Source organism: Acinetobacter portensis, assembly GCF_023158935.1.
In the GTDB taxonomy this organism is placed as follows: Bacteria; Pseudomonadota; Gammaproteobacteria; order Pseudomonadales; family Moraxellaceae; genus Acinetobacter; species Acinetobacter faecalis.
In genome coordinates this window covers 1,643,729-1,665,748 of record NZ_CP096120.1, presented here as the reverse complement: position 1 = coordinate 1,665,748, position 22,020 = coordinate 1,643,729, and the positions used below count along the sequence as shown (strand labels likewise).

Below are 22,020 nucleotides of genomic sequence, written 5' to 3'. Positions count from 1 at the left end.
GCTAATTATCTATTCATTGATTTTAGTGCAGCACGGATAATTTCGCCTGCTTCTGTGTAATCACCTTTAACCGCATTAATCAGCTTTTGCGCTTCAAGTGGCTTGTAGCCTAAAGATTGTAAAGCGGCTTCAGCTTCTGCAACAGCAGAATTACCTGTAAATTGAATTTGTTCTACAGTTGAATTTGTCGGCTGACTATTTGTAGACATGGTTTTAAAGCGGTCACGTAATTCAATCATCAAACGTTCCGCTGTTTTTTTGCCTACACCCGGAACTTTTACAAGTGTGTTTATATCTTCATGTTCAACCGTGTGAATGAGCATTTCTACACTTAAAGTAGATAAAATTGCGAGCGCCATTTTAGGACCAACGCCATTTACTTTAAGTAATGTACGAAAAATGGTTTTTTCACGTGCATCTAAAAAGCCATAAAGAAGTTGAGCATCTTCACGAACAGCTAAATGCGTCCAAATAGTGGCTTTTTGACCTTTCTGTAATTGGCAAAATGTAGAAAGTGGCGTGTCAATTTCATAACCAATTCCATTTACATTCAGTACAACTGTTGGTGCTTCTAATGCTAAAACTTCACCAATTAAACATCCGATCATCTTTGTTTTCACTTATTTGTTGATTGCTCAATAGTAGAGGTGATTGCTTTTAAAGGCAAAAGTTCCTACTTGTTATTTGCAGATATTCTATCCAAACACAGTTAGGTTTAGAGAATTTCTGTTTTTACATTAAACCTGCTTTATTACCTTGTAGTTCTTGGGCTAGGTTATAAGCTTGATGATCTGAAAATTTCGAAATTAAATCGAGCACTTGCATAATATTGTCATAGTGGTCATCTGAAAAATGAGTGCCTGCACGCGCCAATATAGTAAACAATCTTTGTTCTTTAAAACTGAGTGTTTTATTTGGCGTAGTTAGAGGAATAAATGCATCTAAAATATGTTGCAAACTTTGGTGTGCAATAATTTCTAAACCCGCTTTTTGTGGATGTTCAAAAATTTTATTGCGTGCCAAGTCTTTTGCTCTATTAATTCCATCTTCAATATCTGGTGAACAATATTGCAATAAACTTCCTGTAAGCTGACCAGCTAAAATTTCACCATGTTTTCGTGCAAAAGCGGTACTTACTTCTTCTACAAGACGCTTCATTACACGACCACGTAAAGCCGCAATTTTTTGTTGCCATGTAGTAGTGCTCATTGCAAGTTCTTCAGGTGTTCCATATTCGCCAATTAAGTCTAAGAAAATAGGTTCAACTTCTTCATAAGTCAGCATATTTAAAATAATGCCGTCTTCTAGGTCAATTAAGGCGTAGCAAATATCATCTGCAGCTTCTAATAAATAGGTGAGTGGATGACGGCAATAGTGATATTCACCCAATTGAATTAAGCCAAGTTGTTCTGCAATTTGTACCAATATTTCTTTTTCAGATTGATAACAACCAAATTTAGCACGCTTGCTTGCAGGAATATTCCCTTGAGATGTAATGGTTTTAGACAGCCAAGGATATTTTAAATAAGCCCCTAAAGTTGCGTAGGTTAAACGCATACCGCCATCATTAGGGTGATAGTCAATTTTCGTAAGTAGGCGTAAACCTTGTGCATTGCCTTCAAATTGACGAACATCGGCTTCTTGTTCGGGACTTAAATCTTTTAAGAAATCTGTATGTGATGCATCATCAAACCATTCACGAATGGCATATTCACCTGCATGTCCAAAAGGAGGGTTGCCAATATCATGTGCTAAACAGGCTGCTTGAATAATTGCACCCACATCGGCAGGGCTAATCCAAGGTGGAAGTTCATCTTTTATTTTTTCGGCTGCAAGCATACCCAATGAGCGTCCAATACAAGACACTTCTAGAGAATGCGTTAAGCGTGTGTGAATACCATCGTGCTGAGTGAGCGGATGTACTTGAGTTTTTCTATTGAGTTGTCTAAAACTTTGCGAAAATATAATGCGGTCATAGTCTTTATGAAACGGGCTTCGTGCTTGTTCTGTACTTTGTTTTTTGCTACCTAAACGAACTGTTGAAAGTAGGTCTAACCATCTCATTTGAGTCATTTATCGTTATTCGCTCTTGTCTTGTTTATCATCATGCCAAAAAATAGGCTAAAGCTCTAGAGGAAAACGACATAGCTTGTCTTATTATTTTAACTTTAGAGCTTGGTTAAATTACAAAACTGAACAGCTACAGTGGCTGAATAAAACTAAGATAAACTAAAGATAAATAACCTAAAGAGCCTATTGCATGTTTGTGCCTAAAATTCTAACTGCATGTGTTTTGTCTTCAATGTTTGTACTTGGGGGATGTCAATCTATTCAATTTAATCAAGCTAAAACACCAAGTGTTGAATCTGCTTCTGTGCAATTGAACGCTGCTAATATGATGCAGCATTTACAAGCTTTTGAAAAAATTGCAAAAGACAATGGTGGGAACCGAGCTGTAGGTACAAAAGGTGGTTTGGCTTCTGCAAAATATATTATAGATGAAGCTAAAAAAGCAGGTTTACAGGCGCAAATGTTGCCATTTGAAAACCGTGAAAAAGTTGTAGGTCAAAATATTTTTGTGGAAATTGCAGGTCAAACTAATGAATCGGTTGTATTAATTGGCGCACATTATGATTCTGTAAAAATGGGACCAGGTATTAATGATAATGCTTCGGGCGTTGCTTTACTTTTAGATTTAATGCATCAGCTAAAAGCAGAAAGAACTCAGCCTAAACATACTATTGTCTTGGCATTTTGGGATTCTGAAGAAACAGGTATTGCAGGCTCACAAGATTACGTGAAAAAGTTGAGCCCAGAGCAACTTAAAGGCATTAAGGCGTATATTAATGTAGATATGGTAGGTACAAAAAACCCTGATGTCATGATTGCAGATGCAACTAAGTCTTCTGTAGATGATATGGAAAAAATGCTGAAAGAACGTGGTATGGCAGAAAGTGATTACAAACCACTTTTAGATGGTATGCGCAGTGTTCCAACACATGCAGGTGATATTGCTTTAGAAAATATGTTATCGGCATTTTTTAAAGATAAAAAAGTAACATTGAAAAAAGATGTATCTACTTTAACAGCAAGTGATACTGCACCATTTTTAGGTAAAGTACCTGTTACCTCTATTATTATGTTCAATGAAAAAATGAATGGTGACGAATTAGAATTTGCGCCGTGTTATCACAAAGCATGTGACACAATTGAACAGGTCGATCCAAAATCTTTACAGCTTGCAGGTGATGCAGTTGTGTATTTATTAAAAAATATTCAATAAATCATCTATTTTAAAGAAAGTTTTACGCATTGTTTTCGCTTTGAAGAGAAATCAAATTCTCATGAAGAATTAAATAATGTGTAGAACTTCCTTTAGAATTATTTAGATACAAGCTTTTTGTTGAGTAAAATCAAAGGGCATTCAAAAATTTTATTTGAAAACTAAGAAATTCTTTGAATTTGTTGCAAAATTTCACCTGATAAATATCTATTAGCATCTAGCCGATTTAGCCAATACACAGTAGAATATGCGCTCTCTTCAAGTCACATTGTGGCAAGGTTCAAAAGACCTGCCCGTGGAGCCAAAATCAGCATGTTTATCGTGGCCGGTGCATCAGCACACTCTTCTTTTAAGAAAACGCAACTATTAACACGTCTATCTTCAATTAGTTCTGTTCAATCTATAGAAAGCCAATGGGTTTATCTATTTGACCAAGCGCTGAATGAGCAACAACAGCAATCTGCTTTACAGCTACTAAACGATGGTCAATCTTTTGAACTACGCCAAGCTGCAAGTGATGAAGTTCAAATATTAGTTACACCACGCGTGGGTACAATTTCTCCGTGGTCTTCTAAAGCGACTGATATTTTTGCCAACTGTAATACGCCAATACACCGCCTTGAACGCGGTGTTTTGTTTACGTTGAAAGGTCTAAAAGACGTTTCTAAAGACGTAATTTTGGCATTACATGATCGCATGACAGAAAGTGTATTCAATAAAATTGAAGATGCTGCTGCATTATTCTCTGAAACTGAACCAAAACCTTTAAACTCAATTGATATTTTGGGTGAAGGTAAAGCAGCTTTAGTTAAAGCAAATTCTGAGTTTGGTTTTGCACTTTCAGATGAAGAAATCGATTATTTAACTGACGCTTTCATTAAAATGGGTCGTAACCCGCATGACATCGAATTGATGATGTTTGCGCAAGCGAACTCTGAGCATTGCCGTCACAAAATCTTTGGTTCTGAATGGACAATTGATGGTGAAGTACAACCATTGTCATTGTTCCAAATGATTAAGAACACCTATAAAGAATCTCCTACAGATGTATTGTCGGCATATAAAGACAACGCTTCTGTAATTGTGGGCTTCGATACTCAGCGCTTCTATCCAAAACAAGATGCTGAAACGGGTCAACACGTTTATAAGTATAAGAGCCAAGCTGCTCATATTCTTATGAAAGTAGAAACACATAACCATCCGACTGCAATTGCACCTTTTGCTGGTGCTGCGACAGGTTCAGGCGGTGAAATCCGTGATGAAGGCGCAACAGGTCGTGGTGGTAAGCCAAAAGCTGGTTTAACAGGCTTTACGGTTTCTAACTTAAACATTCCTGGTTTTGAACAACCTTGGGAAGAAAACTACGGTAAACCATCTCGTATGGCTTCTCCACTTCAGATCATGATTGATGGTCCTTTAGGTGGTGCAGCATTTAACAACGAATTTGGTCGTCCTGCGTTAAATGGTTACTTCCGTACATTCGAACAAAATGTAAATGGCGATGTAAAAGGCTTCCATAAGCCAATTATGATTGCTGGCGGTTACGGTAACATCCGTCCTGATCATGTAGAAAAAGATGCAATTCAACCAGGCGATTTGTTAATCGTTCTTGGTGGTCCTGCAATGCTGATCGGTTTAGGCGGTGGTGCAGCTTCTTCTGTAGATAGCGGTAAATTGGGTGAAAACCTAGACTTCGCTTCTGTACAACGTGAAAACCCAGAAATGGAACGTCGTTGTCAAGAAGTGATTGATACTTGCTGGCGCATGGAAGATTACAACCCAATCGTGTCTGTGCATGATGTAGGTGCGGGCGGTGTATCAAATGCAATGCCTGAACTTGTAAATGACCATGAATTAGGTGCTGTACTTGATCTTCGTAAGATTCCATCTTTAGAACCTGGCATGTCTCCAATGGAGATTTGGTCAAACGAAGCACAAGAACGTTATGTACTTGCAATTCGTCCATCATCACTTGAATTGTTTGAATCTATTTGTGAACGTGAGCGTTGCCCGTTTGCTGTATTAGGTGAAGCAACAGAAGCACGTCATTTAACAGTTGAAGATCCATTATTTGGTAATAAAGCTGTAGATATGCCTATGCAAGTTATGCTTGGTGGTACACCTCGCATGAGCCGTTCATACGAAACAATTGAACGTAAAGGCGATGACTTTGATGCTGCTAAAGTTACTGATCTTAAAGATGCGATTTATCGCGTTATTAAGAACCCAACAGTTGCATCTAAATCGTTCTTAATCACTATTGGTGACCGTTCTATTACAGGTATGGTTGCACGTGATCAGTTTGTTGGTAAGTGGCAAGTTCCTGTAGCGGACGCTGCTGTTACAACAACAAGCTTAGTGGGTTACACAGGTGAAGCAATGGCAATGGGCGAACGTCCTCCAGTTGCATTGTTAAATCCTGCTGCATCTGCACGTTTGTCTGTAGCTGAATCTATTACCAACATCATGTCTGCAAAAATTGACCAAATTAGCGACATTAAATTGTCTGCGAACTGGATGGCTGCAGCAGGTCAACCGGGTGAAGACCAAGCATTATTCGAAGGCGTAAAAGCCATTGGTATGGAAATGTGTCCTGCTTTGGGTATCGCAATTCCTGTAGGTAAAGATTCTTTATCTATGCGTACCACTTGGAATGATGAAGGCGAAGATAAATCTGTAACATCTCCTATGACAGGTGTAATTACAGCATTTGCACCTGTAACAGATGTTCGTAAAACATTAACACCTGAACTTAAAGATATTGAATCTGTACTTGTACGTATCGATTTATCTAAAGGTCAGTTCCGTTTAGGCGGTTCGATTTTAGCTCAAGTTTATAAAGCAATTGGTTCTGTAACTCCAGACGTAGATAGCTTTGACGATTTCAAAGCATTCTTTGCATTGGTGCAAGACTGGAACAACCGTGGTTTGATTAAGGCTTACCATGACATTGGTGATGGTGGTTTAGTTGCGACTGTTGCAGAAATGATGTTTGCTTCACGCTTAGGTGTAGCGCTTGAAGATCAATCAGTTGCATCATTATTTGCAGAAGAAATTGGTGCGGTATTACAAATTTCTAAAGCAGATTGGGCAGCATTAGAAGCAGAAGTTGCAGCCTCTACATTGAAAGATGCCATTGCAGTTGTAGGTACTGTAAACAATACAGATACGTTAACTGTGAATGGTTTAAGCCTTGACCGTGCAGATTTACAAGTTGCTTGGACTGAAGTGTCTTACCAAATCCAACGTTTACGTGACAACGTAAAAACTGCGGAAGAAGAATTTGCTTTAATTACAGATAAATCTCACGCAGGTTTAATTGCAAAACCTACATTTGATTTGAACGAAGAAATTGAAGCACCGTATATCAATTCACGCCGTCCAAACATGATGATTTTACGTGAACAAGGCGTAAACGGTCATGTAGAAATGGCTGCTGCATTCGATAAAGTGGGCTTCAGCACTGTTGACGTTCACATGAGCGACTTACTTGCAGGTCGTATTAGCCTAGATGATTTCGAAGGATTAGTAGCTTGTGGTGGTTTCTCTTACGGTGACGTATTGGGCGCAGGCGGTGGTTGGGCTAAATCTGTATTGTTCAACCCTAAACTTCGTGATCAATTCGAGAAGTTCTTCAACCGTGACGAAACGTTCTCTTTAGGTATTTGTAACGGCTGTCAAATGTTGTCACAACTTGCACCACTCATTCCGGGTGCAGATAACTGGCCACGTTTCCACCGCAACGAATCTGAAATGTTTGAAGCTCGTGCTGTAAACGTTCGCGTTGAAAAATCGAATTCAGTATTGTTACAAGGTATGGAAGGTTCGATTTTACCAATCGCTGTTGCACATGGTGAAGGTCGTGTGGTTGCACCTGAATCTAGCATTGCTGCATTAAATGCTGGTAATCAAGTGATCTTGCGTTATGTAGATAGCCAAGGTAACCCAACTCAACATTACCCAATGAACCCGAACGGTTCTCCTGAAGCGATTTCAGGTGTGACATCTACAGATGGTCGTGCAACGATTATGATGCCTCATCCAGAACGTAACTTCCGTGCAGTTCAGCACTCTTGGAAACCTGAAGATTGGGATCAAGACGGTGCTTGGTTACGTATGTTCCGTAATGCACGTAAGTTTATTGGCTAATTTTAATTAAGTTTTTAAAAAGCCACCTTCGGGTGGCTTTTTTATTTTGTTTCAATTTAAATTTCTTTTTTTAATTCTCCCACTGGACTTGGTTTAGATTTTGCTTTTATATGGTAGTGAATAAGTATTTGTGTGATTTATGCACATTTTAGTCGCAATATAAAAGAAAGATGGATAACTAAACAATTTCAGTATCAACACTCAGGTATGAGGTGATGTCATGACGAAAACTTTTAAAATTATGGATAATAAGGCTGAGTTTAAGCAAAAAGGTTGGAAATTATTCGGAGCTGTTATTGTTATTCAGACCGTATTACTAAGTGCAAGTTATATATTGAATAGTTTCTAAACTTGGTTGTTAGTTATTATTGAGCAATCATTTTCTTGTTATAGATAGTCTATTTTATTTTTGTAAAACTCAAGACCACCTTTAGGTGGTCTTGAGTTTTTATTTAAATTTCAAGTTGAATTTGTTTCAAAATAGCTTTTAAGGTATTTTCATAATCAAAAGCATTGTTGGTACTATCTTGATAACGCCAAGCGACATAACCATCTGGACGTACTAATACAGCACCCGATTCATGAACTTCAGATTTTGTATTCCAAGTACCATATACATCACGGTAATTTCGTGAACCAATTTGAATGACATCTAAATATGGTAAATTCAATGCTTCAACTGCTTGTTTCCAACCTTTGCCTGAAAGGCCAGTCAGTAAAGTAAAACGTCCATGACCTGTAATATCTAAAGTCGATAGTTTATTTCCATTGGAATCAATTAACCATGTATGAGGTACTTTGGCACCCGGACGTGTTGTTGCTTGTAAGTATAATTGTTCATCTTTTTCAAAGATTTCAGGTTGTGATTCATTAATGATGGCACTTGAACTATAACGTTGGTTTAGTTCAACACCTTGAGCATTAAACTCAAAGTTTTTAATTTCTAGAGCTTTATACAGTTTTTGACGAATTTCTGCACCTTGTTCATTTTCAGCAAAAATACGTTCCATCATCTGTGCTTGGGTGGTAACGCCTTGATCAAAGCCAAAAACTTCTTTTAAATGCTTATAATCAAAACGTGACTGGTTAGCACGCGCTACAATTTGTTTACCTACAGGTGCACGCTCATCCGTATAAGAATCTAATAATGATGTTTGAGCCCACCCTTTAAGAGCATAAGCCAATTTCCAACCTAAGTTAAATGCATCTTGCATACAGGTATTTGAACCTAAACCACTTGATGGTGGATGACGGTGTACGGCATCACCACCACAAAATACTCGACCTTTTGAGTACTCTGTCGCCCAAGTTTGGTTTACATACCAATAAGATAACTTTTGTATTTCTACATCTTGTATTTCTGCACCAACAAAAGCATTAAGACGTGCACGAACTTGTTCCTCTGTAACTTGTGGTTCACCTTTTGAAATATCGAAACCCCAACCCATAATCCATTCATTCCAAGGGGTGATAGCACGTAGTAAGCCCATGCCAAGATCACCAAAGCTCGCTTCAGGATTGACTATCCATTGCAAAATGGCAGGTCGATTTTTTACATACTGCGACAAATCAGCTTTAAACGTCACATATACTGTACCTGCACGTGCCATCACACCTTCAAGCGGGAGTTCAAGCTGTTCAAGCACTTTAGAGCGCGCACCATCCATCCCCACTAAATATTTTGCACGTAAATGAAATTCAGTGTTGGTAATGTGATTTAAAAATGTGGCTGTAACCCCATGTTCATCTTGCTCATGGGATAGATATTCAGTATTAAAGTTAAAAATTGCACCACGTTCACCTGCATTTTTAACCAATAATGCTTCCATTTTAGGTTGTATCAAATCCACTAATGGACAAGGACTTCCTTTAATATAATCGCCGTGACGCTCATCACCTGTGCCCCAAGCACTCATACGTGCAATTTCTTCACCAACTAAACTTGTGGTGATTAAGCTTTCACCCATTTGATCCCAAGGAGTGGCAATTTCTTTGACTTGTTCTTCAATACCTAAATCTCGTAAAACTTCCATCGCACGTTGATTGGTAATATGTGCGCGTGGACTATTAGCTAGCCAACTAAATTGGGTAAATAATTGAACTTTAATGCCATAATTGGCTAAGGCTAAACCTAAGGTTGCACCTGCAGGACCTGTACCAATAATTAGTACATCTGTGTCGTAATGTTGGGGCATCCTAAACTCCTCATTTATAGTAAAAGCACATTTGAAATTGTGCTCAGTTTAGGGAAATGTACTTTAGAGTTGTATGTGTATTGATTTAAACTATACATGCATTGGTATTTTGACTGCATGTTTAAATCATATAGTTATTTGGGAGAGTTAGGCATGGAGTTGCGACATTTACGCTATTTTATGATGGTGGCTCAAGAGCAGAGCTTTACCAAAGCAGCAGCAAAATTATTTACCGCTCAACCTTCGTTAAGTCAGCAAATTAAAGATTTAGAACAAGAAGTAGGTGTTCAATTATTTGAACGTTCAGCACGAAATGTTTTGCTGACCGATGAGGGACATGCATTTTTAACCTATGCTGAAGCAGCTTTAGAAAATGCAAAACAAGCAGTTGCTGCGGCTAGACAAGTTGCACAGGCAAAAAACAATCAAATTCATATTGGGTTTTTAAATGTGGCTGAATTAAAGGTAATGCCAAGTATTTTGCAGCAACTTAAACTGAATATGCCGAATTTAAAAATACATTTACATAGTTTGACTTGTACAGAGCAAATTCAAAAGCTGAAAAATGCAGAATTGGATGTAAGCTTTACACGATACGAATTAAAGCATGAAAATTTTGAAAATATTCAGGTGCTTAAAGAGCAAATTTATTTAGTAGGTGCATCGAGTCTGCATCCGTCTGATCGTGAGTTAAAATTACAAGAATTGAAAAATCATACCATTATTATGTGTGAACAAAATTCCTCTCCAGTTTTTTATGATGCATTGAACGCATTGATTGTTTTTGATCAGCTACGACACGATCAAATACTTTGGGTAACAAATGTGATGCAGCATTTAAACCTCATTAATATGGGAATGGGATTGAGTTTTGTTCCCGAATATTTATTGAAATTTTTAAATGATACTGTGAAAATTATTCCAACTGATATTTCTTTACCCCAATTGGGTTTATATGCTAGTTATTCACGGTCATCAAATAATGTTGCATTAAATATGCTTCATCGTGCCTTAACAAAAGTCGAAGAGTAAAAGGTGGTAAAGAAAATATGATGTTCAAACTGATTTATTTTGTTCCAGAATCTCACCTTGAATCTACCAAACTTGCTATTTTCGAAGCAGGGGCAGGTGGTTTAGGTAACTACGAACATTGTGCTTGGCAAGTGCTAGGAACAGGGCAATTTAAACCCGTAAAATGTGCAAATCCGTTTATTGGTGAACTTAATAAGTTGGAACAATTACCTGAATGGCGAGTAGAAACCATTGTGCCTGAAGAAAAAGCATCTGCGGTAGCTAAGGCCCTAAAAGCAAGCCATCCCTACGAAGAGCCTGCCTTTGAATTTTTACAAATTATAGAAATAAATTAGTTTTATTCAGTATCTATTTTTAGCTTAAATTTCTTTTGAATGTAGTTGTATAAAGGTCCGACTGTACTCATTACACCAATCATTCTAACCACATGAAATGCAGTTACCATTGGTACGCCTAAATGTAAAATTTTGGCAGTAAGTGTCATTTCTGCAACACCGCCTGGCGCTAAACCTAAAATTAAAGTAGGTAATGGAATATCTACAAAAAACAATAAAACATAGGCGCATATAAAGGCGAATAAAATACTTAATACATTGGCAAAAGCGACAACAGACATATAACGTGGTGCAGTTCTGAAAAAACTCTGACTAAATTTATTGCCCAATGACCATCCTAAAAATACCTGACCTAAATGCAAAATTGATGGTGGAATAGAAGATAATTGAATGCTATTGGCAGTTAAAAGAACAGCAACAAGTAAGGGGCCAAAAGTCCAAGGGTTTGGAAGTTTAAACTTTTTGAAAATAAAACAGCCCAATAAACATAAGGCAAATAGAATAAGAAAATTGAACCAATTTACAGGAATGCTTGAAATAGCAGATGTATTTGTACCGTGCCATCCCATAAATTTATAAAAAAATGGAATAAACACAACAACGAGCATTACACGTAAAGCATGTGTAGAAGCAACTTTATCTACACGTGCGGAATATTGCTCTGCTAAGTTAGACATTTCATTTGCACCACCCACAGCAGATGCAAACCAAGCTGTTTTAAAGTCTACATTTCCCCATTTATAAATAATACATGCGCTAAGTGCACCTAAAAACAAGGCAAAAACTAAACCCGAAATAAGTACTGCCCAGTGGCTTAAAACCACATGAATCATTTCTGGTGTGAAGTATAAACCTAAAGATAAACCAATAATGAGTAAACCAATTTGACGTGCAGATTTATGACACTCGATAGGTACATTGTTGATTTTTAAAAGTGCAGTTACAAATAAAGGGCCAAGGAGCCAAGGAATAGGCAAGTTGAGTTGTTGTGCTATAAATGCACCACAAAGGGCAAAACAAAAACTATAGAAATATTTGAAATAAAGCATGTAGTTTTTATACGCAGTTTAAAGAGGAGTATCAACATACAGTTTGTATATTGATACTCATTTTTAATTAAGCTGAAGTCGCGTTACGACGGTTACGGAAATAGCGGAATAATGGTAATACAATCATTAAACCCACAAGAATCCAAAGTACTTTTGTAATAGATCCGTTGAATAAAATAGACAGATCACCATGAGAAATAGAAAGTGCACGTCTTAAGCTAGATTCCATGAGTTCGCCAAGTACGAAACCTAGAATTAAAGCAGAAAGTGGGAAGTTCATTTTTCTTAAGAAGTAACCGAAAATACCTAATACCACCATTAATACAAGGTCGAATACTGTGCTGTGAATGGCGTAAACACCAACAAAGCTAACCGTTGCAATATAGCTAAATACTAAATAAATCATTACAGTAATCTTTAAATAATTTATCAATATCTTTAACTCTAAACTTATTTCGAATCGCCTTGACTCGCGACCACATATTTTCTATTGGATTTAAATCTGGACTATATCTAGGAAGCCACACAATGTAATGGCCCGCACAACGTACCAACTCCTGAAGTCTTTTCCCTTTGTGAAAGGTCGCATTGTCCATAATCAAAACACTGCTTTCTTTCAACTTAGGTAATAAATCCTGTTCAATCCAACATTCAAATACTTCTGTGTTCACTGAACAATTAAACACACCAACTGTCAGCAATCTATTTTCAATGATTGCACCGATCACATTACTGCAATTCTTCAACTGCCAGTTAAATTTACCTTCAGCACGTGTTCCTTGAAGGCTATAACTATGAGTTCTGGTACTTTCACTTTGAAAACCACTTTCATCTATGTAAATCAGAGGCAATTTCCCTTCTAAACACTCTATGAGATTTTGAAATTGCTGACGTTGATTTTGATCTGCTTTAGGATGCTTTAACGTCTTTTTTTACGCGATATTCCTGCGGCATGTAACGCATTAAATACCGCATGAGTGCTTACTCCTAAACGTTCAGCTCGCTCATACTGATAATCATCAGGATATTGTTCAACATCCTTCAATATTTGCTCTCTGCTAATTTTAGCTGGACGGCCAGGAATAGGTTTGTTTGTAGTGGACTTTTTCCAGTTCTGAATTGTCTGTATACAGATGTTAAAATGCTGTGCTGCTTTTCGCACAGACATTTCATCTCGAATCATAATTTCTATGACTTTGTCTTTAAAATCTTTTGAATATCCCATATCTCTATTGTTCTATAGTTTTTAGGATTTGGCTATAGAACAAAAAATAAGTGAAAAATAAATTTTATTTTGTTTTAATTTTAATCAGAAGTGGTTTTGACTTGAGTGAATAAATTTAATCTAGAAAACCCCATTATTTTCTAGAAAAATGAAAAATCATTTAAAATAGTTAAGTTAAATTGAGCATAAAAAAAGACCTATATTTTTTAATTATAGGTCTTTTAATTTAGACTTTTTGAATAAACAAGCTTCTGTCAAAACGATATTGCGGGAAGAAGACGCCATCATCCGCACGTTCACCAGCGCCAATAACCATAATAGGATATTGCTGATGGTTTAGTTTTAGCGTTTTAGCAACTAAAGGCTCATCGAAGCCTTCCATCATGCAACTGTCAAAGCCATAAGCACGTAAAGCGAGAACTAAGTTTTCACAAGCTAAAGCAGTTGTTTTAGTTGCCCAAAGTTTTGCATCATCTGTACTAAATGCTGTAACAGGTAATTGTTTATCTAAAGTACGTGCTAATTTGAAAGCTACTTTCTTAAAGTTACCTAGTGAATTAAAGTAACCAGTCTTATAGTTGTAGGGAATAAACGTGTAATATTTTTTCACCATTGCAGGAACTTCAGGCAATGGGAACTCGTTAATATTACGTTTTGCCATTTCATCTATACGGTCTGTACGTGCAACACAAACAATAAGTTCAGATGCAGTTTTTGCAGCAAGTTGCCCCAAACATGCTTTAACAATTTGCTTTTTCTTTGCTGCATCTTGAACAACGTAAAAAGTCCAAGGTTGCAAGTTTGATGAGTTAGGTGCAAGTAAAGCTAAATCTAAACATGCATTTAATACATCTTCAGGAATTGGCCTGTCTGTAAATTTACGCACAGAACGTCGACTTTCTACAACTTTACGGAAGTTATCAACATCAATATCTTGTGGGGCAGCTTCGTAATAGCGTTTCTTTTCAGTATTAGACATAAGTTTTAAACATCACTCAACAAAAAATGCACCTCAAGCATAAACCTTTGGTGCATGAAAAGATTAATTAAATTGAGAAAAATCTGGTTTGCGCTTTTGCATAAATGCAGCAACCGCCTCTTTCATTTCAGGTGATGAAACACGTTGCATGAAAATTTCAGCTTCATGATCAATACAACCTACAATTTCTTCTAAATTATGTTTCATAAGAGCTTTTGTTTGACGTAAAGAAGCTAATGGTAATGCTGCTAATGTTTGTGCTTGCTTTTGAGCTGTTGCATAAACATCTTCTTCAATGCTATTTACAATGCCTGCATTTACTGCTTTTTCGCTATTAAATTTCTGCGCTGTAAACAATAATTCGGCAGCTTTATGATAGCCCGCTTGTTGAATCAGTAATTTACTTGAAGCGCCTTCAGGCGATAAACCTAAGCTTACAAAAGGAATTTGGAATAGGGCAGTATTATCGCTATAAACAAGGTCTGCATGTAAAAGGATAGTCACACCAATACCAATAGCTACACCACGAACAGCAGCAATTAAAGGTTTAGAAAAACGAGCAGCAGATTTTAATACTACAAAAGGAGGAGCATCGCCTGCTTTACCTTGTAGTGGAGATTGAATAAATCTCATAAAATCTTGCATGTCGTTGCCAGCGCTAAAGTCGGCATCTTGACCACGTAAAACAACAACACGAACAGCATTATCTAAATCTGCTTGATCTAAAGCTTCGGCAATTTTTAAATATAATTCGCCGTAAACAGCATTCTTTGCTTCTGGGCGGTTAATGGCTAAAGTCAGTACACCATTTTCTAAAGTGGCATTTAAATGTTGATGAGGCTGTTGAATACAACTGAGTGTCATCGTACTATCCTTGCTTTAAACTTAATTTAATTTTATCGCTCATTATGTCGCATATTTTAAATATGGACACAACTCATGAGTCATAAAAAGTCAGATCTGCTATGAATTATAAATTTGATTATCTCGTTTTTATTGGTCGATTTCAGCCTTTTCATTTGGCGCACATGGAAACCATTAAAATTGCATTAGAACACAGTCAAAACGTGGTTTTGGCGTTGGGTTCGGCACAAAATGAACGAAATATTAAAAACCCTTTTTTAGCAACTGAACGTGAAAAAATGATTTTGTCTAACTTTTCGGAGGTAGATCAAAAGCGCATTAAATTTGTTCATGTTATTGATGTTTATAATGATGAAAAGTGGCAGAAATTAGTTAAATCTTTAGTTGCAGATGTGATTGGCGGACATTCAAAAGTTGGACTCATTGGGCACTTTAAAGATGATTCATCTTATTACTTAAAGTTTTTCCCTGAATGGGAGATGGTTGAGCTTGAAAGTTTAGAAGGTTCAATGTCTGCAACACCTGTACGAGAAGCGTATTATCGTGGGGAAATTCAACAAGATGCATTTCCTGAAGGCACAATTCAATTTTTAGAACAATTTCAAAAAACTAAAATTTATGAAAAATTAGCACAGAAATTTGGCACACAAGATAAATCGAATATTACCGAATAACTTTTAAATACCCTTTAAAAGCCATCTGAATTGATGGCTTTTTTAGTTTTGAATCATAATATTTTGCGCTTGTTGTACCAAAACATGAGTTAAAATTTTTAATGGTTCAGACTGTTGTTTCCAATGGTGCCAATACAAATTAACATCCGTTTCTGCACTTGGAATAAGGTTAATGAGTTTACCTTGCTTTAATTCATTTTGAATTTGTATTTCAGGTACCATTCCAAAGCCTAAACCCAAAGAAATTGCTTCTGAAAATGCCGCAGCAGAAGGAATAAAATGATAAGGATAACTTTGTATATTTAAGCCAAATAATTTCACAATAACATCTGAATGTAATTGATCTTTATCATTAAAAATAACAGCAGGTGCATGTCTTAAACTTTCACGAGTTACACCATTTTTAAACCATATGCGTTGAAATTCTGGCGTTGCGACCATTAAATATCGCATTGCACCAAGCTTATGCGTAATACAACCCTTCATATTACTTGCTTCAGAACTAATACATGCATTCACAACGCCTGTTTCCATCAGTTGATGTGTTTGTGATTGATCATCAATCATAAGGTTGATGGTAATTTTTTCTTGTATTAAGGTGGGTTGAATAGTAGCTAATAGCCATGTTTCAAGTGAATCTGCATTGGTTGCAATATTCAGTTTATAAAAGGATGAATCTTCAGATTTGCCCTTGAGTTGTTGTAATAAATTTTGCTCCATGAGGCGTTGATGTTGTAAATGCTCAAGCAAAGTTTGACCCATTGCGGTTACTCGACAAGGGCGCTCTCTTAAAATAAGTGTATGACCCAGTTGTTTTTCTAAGCTTTGAACACGTAGCGTGACAGCGGAGGCGGTAATGTGTAAGCGGATTGCAGCTTGTTCAAAACTTCCTGTTTCAACTACAGCTAAAAAAGCTTCACAAGATTTGTGTGGGAGCATTACTAATCCTTAAAAATATTTAGTTATGTTGATATTTTCTTAATAATACTTAATTTTAAAAAAATTACGAGATAATCCGTCGCATATTAAAATGACGGTGAACAAAATGCTAAGTACAGCTCTTCAAGGATTTTTAGTCAGCATTGGATTGATTATTGCAATTGGTGCGCAAAATGCATTTGTGTTGAAGCAAGGTTTAAAACGAGAACATATTTTTTGGATTTGCTTAATTTGTGCAATGTCAGACGCCATTTTGATTTTTTCAGGTGTTTTTGGTTTTGGGCAAGTTGTTCAAAGTCATACGGGTTGGGTAGATATTGCAAAATACGCAGGTGCAATTTTTCTATTTTTATACGGTTTACAGCATTTTTATCAAGCTTTTGTTAAAAAGCATAGCTTAGAAGCGGGCGGTAAAGATGAATCTAGTTTACTTCGTGTTTTGCTCATTTGTTTAGCATTTACATGGTTAAACCCGCATGTGTATTTGGATACAGTCATTTTAATTGGTGCGATTTCTACACAAATTAATGGTGATAAAACACATTTTGCAGTCGGGGCGAGTTTAGCTTCATTTATATTCTTTTTTAGTTTGGGTTATGGGGCGAAATTTTTACAGCCATTGTTTAAAGATTATAGAGCTTGGAAAGTTTTAGATGTGTGCGTTGGTTTCTTGATGTGGGGAATTGCGTATTCGTTGGTTTCTTAAATAAAAAAGCAGGATCATTGAGTTATCCTGCTTTTTTATTTAAAAGGGTGATTTTATTAAGCCTGAAGTGCTTTTAAATCTTCTAAAACTTGTTCAGCATGACCTGCTGCTTTTACTTTACGGTATTCTTTAACCAATTTACCGTTATGGAAAATGAACGTAGAACGCTCAATACCCATCACTTTTTTGCCATACATATTCTTTTCTTTAATTACATCAAAATGCTGGCAAAGTGCTTCTTCTTTATCACTAATTAAATTAATCGTGAGATTTTGCTTTTCTGTGAAGTTTTGGTGCGCTTTAACAGAATCACGAGAAACACCAAAAATAGTAGTATTTAAAGCATCAAATTGATCTTTCAAACAAGAAAAACCAACGGCTTGCGTAGTACAACCTGGAGTAGAATCTTTAGGATAAAAATAAACAATTAACCATTCTGTAGGCACTTCAGTTAAATTAATTTCACCCGTAGTTGTAGGGAGAACTTGATTAAGCAAACTTAATTGAGATGACATATGAATACTCTAAAATTCTGAATTATGGTAATGATCATACTGAATGTAGCTTAAAATTGGTAAGACTTTTCAGATAATTTTTATTCTAAAATATTTTATTTAGACATTAAAAAAGCCACATGATGTGGCTTTTTTAGCATAACTTATTTCTGTTGTTGTAACTTAGCAAGTTTAGCTTCTAAAGCTGTACCTAAGCACGCTTTAATTTTTGGTTGCTCAGTTTTCGCGAAACCTTGCATCGCTGTTGCAAAGCGTTTTTGATCTTTCGCATTTTGGGCACCTTGAAGTTCCCATTGTAGCGATTGAGACATACGACCTTGAGATTCAACATTACATTTACAAAGCTTATTCACTTCTTCTTTGCTTAATGCTTTTAAAGCGCCAGCTTTAGTTTGTTCATCTACACAAACACCAATTAAACCTTGTTTGATGTTATTACTTTTATAAGCAGCAGCCATTTTTGCTTGTTGATCTGCTGCTGGAGCTGCGAAGCTAGCAGCTGAGAAAAGTGCAGAAATAGCAAGAACACTTGAAAGAAAAATCTTTGATTTCATAAGGTTGGAATTCCTATTAAGCTGGAATATAACGAGTTGGATCTGTAATGCCTGCTTCTACAAAACCTTGTTTGCGTAAACGGCAGCTATCACATACACCACAAGCTCGTCCTTGGTCATCTGCTTGGTAGCAAGATACGGTTTGGCTATAGTCTACGCCATGCTCTACACCTAATCTAATAATATTTGCTTTAGATAGGTTTAAAAGCGGTGTTTCAAATTTAAGCGGTTTGCCTTCTACGCCTACCTTTGTAGCAAGGCGAGCCATATTCGCAAAAGCTTCAATAAACTCAGGACGGCAGTCTGGGTAACCTGAATAATCTACAGCATTAATACCAATAACAATTGCTTCTGCTTCAAACACTTCCGCTGCCGCTAAAGCATAAGAAAGGAAAATCGTGTTGCGTGCAGGAACGTAAGTAATTGGAATGCCTTCTTGTTCATGATCAGGCACAGAAATATTATGGTCTGTAAGCGCAGAACCACCTAAATTTCCTAGGTCGATATTAATAATACGATGTTCTACACCTGCGCGTTCAGTTAATGCTTGAGCAGCAACCAATTCTGTCGTTGAACGTTGACCATACATGAAGCTTAGTGCAATACATTCATAGCGAGCTTGAGCCCAAGCTAAACATGTCGTTGAATCTAAACCACCTGACAACAATACAATCGCACGAGGGCGCATATTAAATCTCCAAAAAAATAAATTAGTTTCAGATTTCTTTCATAAAATTCTTTAATTTTTTCACTGAATAAGCATGGAAAAAAGAATACAAACTTTATGAAAAAAGTCTATTAACGACCAGTTTCGTCATTCCAAAGTAGTTTATGCAACTGTAATTGGAAACGAACAGGGAGATGGTCTTCTAAAATCCATTGTGCCAAATCACGGGCAAGTTGAGGTAAGCGAACAGCACCTTTTTCTACTGCAAAAGCAGGGGAAAACCAAACAGTGCTTACTTTTTCGTTTAGTTTATATTGCTCAACTTGTTGTTTAGACCATTCATAATCTTCACGGTTACAAATCACAAATTTGATTTGGTCATGTTGAGTTAAGTGATCTAAATTTGAAAGCAAGTTTCGTGCAACTTCACCAGAAGTTGGTGTTTTTAAATCTAAAACTTTAGATACACGTGGGTCAACTTTAGAAACGTCTAAAGCACCACTTGTTTCTAAAGATACTTCACAGCCTAAATCTGCTAAACGTTGCATTAATGGTAAAGCATTTGGTTGTGCCAGTGGTTCGCCACCAGTTACACAAATATACGGTGTTTTAAAATCTAATGTTGTTTGAATAATTTCATCTAAAGATTGGCGCTCACCACCTTCAAATGAATACGTTGTATCACAATAAGTACAACGTAAAGGGCAACCTGTTAAGCGAATAAATACAGTTGGCAAACCTGCTGCATTTGCTTCACCTTGTAATGAATAAAAAATCTCCGTAATGCGTAACCCCGCAGACGGATCAGAAACAGGAATAGCGGAAGATCGGAGAGTAGTCATAACAAAATTAACCAAGGAAGATGTAGCACTATAAAAATAAAAATCCCTACGATCATGTCTGATCGTAGAGACGAGGAACAGTTAAAGTTCCGCAATCTATTTAATGAAGAAGATTAATCTTCACGTAATAAGTCATTCAAGCTAGTTTTTGCACGAGTTTTCGCATCTACTTTTTTCACAATAATTGCAGCGTATAAGCTGTAAGTACCGCATTTAGATGGAAGGCTACCAGAAACAACAACAGAACCCGCAGGAACACGTCCGTAATGAACTTCACCTGTTGCACGGTCATAAATCTTAGTCGATTGACCAATGAACACGCCCATTGAAATTACAGAACCTTCTTCAACAATTACGCCTTCAACAATTTCAGAACGCGCACCGATGAAACAGTTATCTTCAATAATAGTAGGGTTCGCTTGAAGCGGTTCAAGAACACCACCAATACCAACACCGCCAGACAAGTGAACGTTTTTACCAATTTGAGCGCAAGAACCAACAGTTGCCCATGTATCTACCATTGTGCCTTCATCAACATAAGCACCGATGTTTACGTAAGATGGCATAAGTACAACATTTTTAGCTTGGAAAGAACCTTTACGAGCAACAGCAGGAGGTACTACGCGTACACCAGCAGCTTTAAATTGCTCTTCAGTCCAATCGCCAAATTTAGTATCAACTTTATCATAGAAGCGAAGATCACAAGCTTCCATTGGTTTGTTGTCATTCAATTTAAAAGATAATAATACTGCTTTTTTAATCCATTGATGAACAACCCATTCACCATTGATTTTTTCAGCGACACGTAAAGAGCCGTTATCTAAGCCAGCAATAACTTCTTCAACAGCTTGACGAATTTCAGTAGAGCAATCCGTTGCTGTAAAATTGGCACGGTCTTCAAACGCTTGTTCAATGATAGTTGAAAGCTGAGACATGATCTTCGTTCCAGAAAAAAATTTTCAAAGATTTTACACTAAATTGATCAAGAAAATGTTCTAAAACAGTATTCGCTTTGAATTTATTCGTAAGTTTTTTATTTTTTAGAGGTATAAAACAGAATAAGGTTCGATGCTCTATATTTCTTCATAATTGTACGAAAAAGTATACTAATCACGTAAATGGAAACAAAAAACAAGCAAAAGGTGATCAAAAAATAGCTTTTTATAATCTATAGTAAATTTGTTGGTTATTCACATGAATCCAGATTTAAGACAATTTTGCACTTAATGGAGTATTAAATGAAATATTTAAAAACAGCTTTAGTTGCATCGGTTTTAACAACGGCAGCAGGTACTACAATGGCTGACGGTGCAGTAATTAAAGATGGTTATGTTTTCGAACAGAATAAATTAATTCCAACGGGTGCGCGTGCTGAAGTTGGTACAACGGGCTACGGTGGAGCAATTCAGTGGACTGCAAGCCCTTATGTAGGTCTTTCGCTGGGTTATAACGGTGGTAATATTTCTTGGCGTGATGATTTATCCGTAAACGGCACTAAATATGATGTCGATATGGACAATAATAACGTTTACTTAAATGCGGAAATTCATCCTTGGGGCACAAGCGATAATCGTTGGGCTCAAGGTACATACTTTGCGGCAGGTGTAGCATACTTAGATAATGACTATGATTTATCTCAGCGTTCTAAAGATGGTAATGTGAAACTCAATGGAACAAACTATAGTTACAATGGTGAGCTACGCGGTCAAATGAACTATAAAAACAATATCGCACCTTATGTAGGTGTTGGTATTGCACCTAAATTTGGTAAAAACTGGGGTGTATTTGGTGAAATTGGTGCCTACTACACTGGGAATCCAACAGTTAATCTAGATGCAGACGGTACTTTTATTAATGCAAAGGGTGGTAGTGCTGAAGCAGATTTAAAGGCTGAACAGCAAAAAATTGCCAACGATGATAAATATGCTTGGTTACCCGTTGGTAAAGTTGGTGTGAATTTCTATTGGTAATTTAGAAATTTTTACGCAATAAAAAAGAGGCTATTTAGCCTC

22 protein-coding genes and 1 pseudogene are annotated in these 22,020 nt (G+C 36.7%); 8 read left to right on the top strand and 15 right to left on the bottom strand.

All coding sequences use genetic code 11. The features are described 5' to 3' along the window. Positions 1–5: 5 nt before the first annotated feature. Positions 6–608 carry a Holliday junction branch migration protein RuvA gene (gene ruvA / locus MZO21_RS08365; RefSeq protein ID WP_154772758.1) on the bottom strand — a complete coding sequence of 201 codons (603 nt, stop codon included), beginning with the start codon at positions 606–608 and terminating at the stop codon, positions 6–8. A gap of 124 nt (positions 609–732) precedes the next feature. Continuing rightward, positions 733–2,073 (bottom strand): deoxyguanosinetriphosphate triphosphohydrolase, encoded by a 1,341-nt coding sequence (locus MZO21_RS08360; RefSeq protein ID WP_154772759.1) that lies wholly within the window; start codon positions 2,071–2,073, stop codon positions 733–735. A 187-nt stretch (positions 2,074–2,260) separates the two neighbouring features. Between MZO21_RS08360 and MZO21_RS08355 the strand changes: the two genes are divergently transcribed. The 3 genes from MZO21_RS08355 (at position 2,261) to MZO21_RS15100 (ending at position 7,781) form a co-directional block, all read left to right on the top strand. Then, on the top strand, positions 2,261–3,283 hold the full coding sequence (locus MZO21_RS08355; RefSeq protein WP_248102425.1) for a M20/M25/M40 family metallo-hydrolase: 1,023 nt from the start codon (positions 2,261–2,263) through the stop codon (positions 3,281–3,283). A gap of 312 nt (positions 3,284–3,595) precedes the next feature. Next, entirely contained in the window at positions 3,596–7,432 is a 3,837-nt protein-coding gene (purL, locus tag MZO21_RS08350) for a phosphoribosylformylglycinamidine synthase (RefSeq protein ID WP_248102428.1), read from the top strand. A gap of 220 nt (positions 7,433–7,652) precedes the next feature. Further along, on the top strand, positions 7,653–7,781 hold the full coding sequence (locus MZO21_RS15100; RefSeq protein ID WP_266095563.1) for a KGW motif small protein: 129 nt from the start codon (positions 7,653–7,655) through the stop codon (positions 7,779–7,781). Positions 7,782–7,884: 103 nt separating this feature from the next. Here the strand turns inward: MZO21_RS15100 and MZO21_RS08345 are convergent, their stop codons facing one another. Beyond that, a complete protein-coding gene (locus MZO21_RS08345; protein WP_154772761.1) occupies positions 7,885–9,627 on the bottom strand; it encodes an FAD-dependent oxidoreductase in 1,743 nt (580 codons plus the stop codon). A 153-nt stretch (positions 9,628–9,780) separates the two neighbouring features. Here MZO21_RS08345 and MZO21_RS08340 point away from each other — a divergent pair, with 153 nt between their 5' ends. Together MZO21_RS08340 and MZO21_RS08335 are read left to right on the top strand one after the other, a co-directional pair. Continuing rightward, positions 9,781–10,659, top strand: a complete 879-nt coding sequence (locus MZO21_RS08340) for a LysR family transcriptional regulator (RefSeq protein WP_154772762.1) — start codon at positions 9,781–9,783, stop codon at positions 10,657–10,659. A gap of 20 nt (positions 10,660–10,679) precedes the next feature. Then, the gene (locus MZO21_RS08335) at positions 10,680–10,994 is read left to right on the top strand and encodes an NGG1p interacting factor NIF3 (RefSeq protein WP_154772770.1); all 315 of its coding nucleotides are present in this window, start codon (positions 10,680–10,682) and stop codon (positions 10,992–10,994) included. 2 nt (positions 10,995–10,996) lie between these two features. On the opposite strand, the gene MZO21_RS08330 is transcribed toward MZO21_RS08335, so the two are convergent. The 6 genes and pseudogenes from MZO21_RS08330 to MZO21_RS08305 all read right to left on the bottom strand — a co-directional run bounded on the left by MZO21_RS08330 (position 10,997) and on the right by MZO21_RS08305 (position 15,111). Beyond that, positions 10,997–12,043, bottom strand: coding sequence for an AbrB family transcriptional regulator (locus MZO21_RS08330; protein WP_154772763.1), 1,047 nt, complete (start codon positions 12,041–12,043; stop codon positions 10,997–10,999). Between the two features lie 67 nt (positions 12,044–12,110). Beyond that, positions 12,111–12,425 (bottom strand): annotated as a pseudogene (locus tag MZO21_RS08325) (tripartite tricarboxylate transporter permease); the annotation flags it as partial. A 4-nt stretch (positions 12,426–12,429) separates the two neighbouring features. After that, positions 12,430–12,915 carry a transposase gene (locus tag MZO21_RS08320; RefSeq protein ID WP_227557093.1) on the bottom strand — a complete coding sequence of 162 codons (486 nt, stop codon included), beginning with the start codon at positions 12,913–12,915 and terminating at the stop codon, positions 12,430–12,432. A 47-nt stretch (positions 12,916–12,962) separates the two neighbouring features. Further along, positions 12,963–13,268, bottom strand: a complete 306-nt coding sequence (locus MZO21_RS08315) for an IS630 transposase-related protein (protein ID WP_087547287.1) — start codon at positions 13,266–13,268, stop codon at positions 12,963–12,965. A gap of 226 nt (positions 13,269–13,494) precedes the next feature. Further along, positions 13,495–14,247 carry a nitroreductase family protein gene (locus tag MZO21_RS08310; RefSeq protein ID WP_154773612.1) on the bottom strand — a complete coding sequence of 251 codons (753 nt, stop codon included), beginning with the start codon at positions 14,245–14,247 and terminating at the stop codon, positions 13,495–13,497. 63 nt (positions 14,248–14,310) lie between these two features. Continuing rightward, positions 14,311–15,111, bottom strand: coding sequence for an enoyl-CoA hydratase (locus MZO21_RS08305; protein ID WP_154773611.1), 801 nt, complete (start codon positions 15,109–15,111; stop codon positions 14,311–14,313). Between the two features lie 101 nt (positions 15,112–15,212). Between MZO21_RS08305 and MZO21_RS08300 the strand changes: the two genes are divergently transcribed. After that, positions 15,213–15,785, top strand: a complete 573-nt coding sequence (locus tag MZO21_RS08300; RefSeq protein ID WP_154773610.1) for a nicotinate-nicotinamide nucleotide adenylyltransferase — start codon at positions 15,213–15,215, stop codon at positions 15,783–15,785. 42 nt (positions 15,786–15,827) lie between these two features. Here the strand turns inward: MZO21_RS08300 and MZO21_RS08295 are convergent, their stop codons facing one another. Continuing rightward, the gene (locus tag MZO21_RS08295; RefSeq protein ID WP_248103797.1) at positions 15,828–16,724 is read right to left on the bottom strand and encodes a LysR family transcriptional regulator ArgP; all 897 of its coding nucleotides are present in this window, start codon (positions 16,722–16,724) and stop codon (positions 15,828–15,830) included. 106 nt (positions 16,725–16,830) lie between these two features. On the opposite strand from MZO21_RS08295, the gene MZO21_RS08290 reads away from it, so the two are divergent. Then, complete coding sequence (locus MZO21_RS08290) at positions 16,831–17,430, top strand: LysE/ArgO family amino acid transporter (protein ID WP_154773608.1); 600 nt, start codon at positions 16,831–16,833, stop codon at positions 17,428–17,430. A 56-nt stretch (positions 17,431–17,486) separates the two neighbouring features. Here MZO21_RS08290 and MZO21_RS08285 read toward each other — a convergent pair whose 3' ends face one another. From MZO21_RS08285 to dapD, 5 genes are all read right to left on the bottom strand, one after another. Beyond that, positions 17,487–17,945 (bottom strand): peroxiredoxin, encoded by a 459-nt coding sequence (locus MZO21_RS08285; protein WP_248103795.1) that lies wholly within the window; start codon positions 17,943–17,945, stop codon positions 17,487–17,489. A gap of 143 nt (positions 17,946–18,088) precedes the next feature. Further along, positions 18,089–18,499 (bottom strand): hypothetical protein, encoded by a 411-nt coding sequence (locus MZO21_RS08280; RefSeq protein WP_248103793.1) that lies wholly within the window; start codon positions 18,497–18,499, stop codon positions 18,089–18,091. Between the two features lie 16 nt (positions 18,500–18,515). Further along, the gene (queC, locus tag MZO21_RS08275; RefSeq protein WP_248103790.1) at positions 18,516–19,187 is read right to left on the bottom strand and encodes a 7-cyano-7-deazaguanine synthase QueC; all 672 of its coding nucleotides are present in this window, start codon (positions 19,185–19,187) and stop codon (positions 18,516–18,518) included. A 110-nt stretch (positions 19,188–19,297) separates the two neighbouring features. Beyond that, positions 19,298–20,008 (bottom strand): 7-carboxy-7-deazaguanine synthase QueE, encoded by a 711-nt coding sequence (gene queE, locus MZO21_RS08270; protein ID WP_154773604.1) that lies wholly within the window; start codon positions 20,006–20,008, stop codon positions 19,298–19,300. A 113-nt stretch (positions 20,009–20,121) separates the two neighbouring features. Continuing rightward, positions 20,122–20,943, bottom strand: coding sequence for a 2,3,4,5-tetrahydropyridine-2,6-dicarboxylate N-succinyltransferase (dapD, locus tag MZO21_RS08265; RefSeq protein WP_248103787.1), 822 nt, complete (start codon positions 20,941–20,943; stop codon positions 20,122–20,124). A 303-nt stretch (positions 20,944–21,246) separates the two neighbouring features. Between dapD and carO the strand changes: the two genes are divergently transcribed. Further along, on the top strand, positions 21,247–21,978 hold the full coding sequence (gene carO / locus MZO21_RS08260; RefSeq protein ID WP_248103784.1) for an ornithine uptake porin CarO: 732 nt from the start codon (positions 21,247–21,249) through the stop codon (positions 21,976–21,978). Positions 21,979–22,020 lie beyond the last annotated feature (42 nt).

Bases quoted from the DNA above. Each gene is read 5' to 3' on its own strand.
- queC (WP_248103790.1), bottom strand. From the start codon at position 19,187: ATGCGCCCTCGTGCGATTGTATTGTTGTCAGGTGGTTTAGATTCAACG.
- purL (WP_248102428.1), top strand. From the start codon at position 3,596: ATGTTTATCGTGGCCGGTGCATCAGCACACTCTTCTTTTAAGAAAACG.
- queE (WP_154773604.1), bottom strand. From the start codon at position 20,008: ATGACTACTCTCCGATCTTCCGCTATTCCTGTTTCTGATCCGTCTGCG.
- MZO21_RS08330 (WP_154772763.1), bottom strand. From the start codon at position 12,043: ATGCTTTATTTCAAATATTTCTATAGTTTTTGTTTTGCCCTTTGTGGT.
- MZO21_RS08340 (WP_154772762.1), top strand. From the start codon at position 9,781: ATGGAGTTGCGACATTTACGCTATTTTATGATGGTGGCTCAAGAGCAG.
- MZO21_RS08335 (WP_154772770.1), top strand. From the start codon at position 10,680: ATGTTCAAACTGATTTATTTTGTTCCAGAATCTCACCTTGAATCTACC.
- MZO21_RS08295 (WP_248103797.1), bottom strand. From the start codon at position 16,724: ATGCTCCCACACAAATCTTGTGAAGCTTTTTTAGCTGTAGTTGAAACA.
- ruvA (WP_154772758.1), bottom strand. From the start codon at position 608: ATGATCGGATGTTTAATTGGTGAAGTTTTAGCATTAGAAGCACCAACA.
- MZO21_RS08360 (WP_154772759.1), bottom strand. From the start codon at position 2,073: ATGACTCAAATGAGATGGTTAGACCTACTTTCAACAGTTCGTTTAGGT.
- MZO21_RS08280 (WP_248103793.1), bottom strand. From the start codon at position 18,499: ATGAAATCAAAGATTTTTCTTTCAAGTGTTCTTGCTATTTCTGCACTT.
- MZO21_RS08285 (WP_248103795.1), bottom strand. From the start codon at position 17,945: ATGTCATCTCAATTAAGTTTGCTTAATCAAGTTCTCCCTACAACTACG.
- MZO21_RS08355 (WP_248102425.1), top strand. From the start codon at position 2,261: ATGTTTGTGCCTAAAATTCTAACTGCATGTGTTTTGTCTTCAATGTTT.
- carO (WP_248103784.1), top strand. From the start codon at position 21,247: ATGAAATATTTAAAAACAGCTTTAGTTGCATCGGTTTTAACAACGGCA.
- MZO21_RS08300 (WP_154773610.1), top strand. From the start codon at position 15,213: ATGAATTATAAATTTGATTATCTCGTTTTTATTGGTCGATTTCAGCCT.
- dapD (WP_248103787.1), bottom strand. From the start codon at position 20,943: ATGTCTCAGCTTTCAACTATCATTGAACAAGCGTTTGAAGACCGTGCC.
- MZO21_RS15100 (WP_266095563.1), top strand. From the start codon at position 7,653: ATGACGAAAACTTTTAAAATTATGGATAATAAGGCTGAGTTTAAGCAA.
- MZO21_RS08315 (WP_087547287.1), bottom strand. From the start codon at position 13,268: ATGGGATATTCAAAAGATTTTAAAGACAAAGTCATAGAAATTATGATT.
- MZO21_RS08290 (WP_154773608.1), top strand. From the start codon at position 16,831: ATGCTAAGTACAGCTCTTCAAGGATTTTTAGTCAGCATTGGATTGATT.
- MZO21_RS08310 (WP_154773612.1), bottom strand. From the start codon at position 14,247: ATGTCTAATACTGAAAAGAAACGCTATTACGAAGCTGCCCCACAAGAT.
- MZO21_RS08305 (WP_154773611.1), bottom strand. From the start codon at position 15,111: ATGACACTCAGTTGTATTCAACAGCCTCATCAACATTTAAATGCCACT.
- MZO21_RS08345 (WP_154772761.1), bottom strand. From the start codon at position 9,627: ATGCCCCAACATTACGACACAGATGTACTAATTATTGGTACAGGTCCT.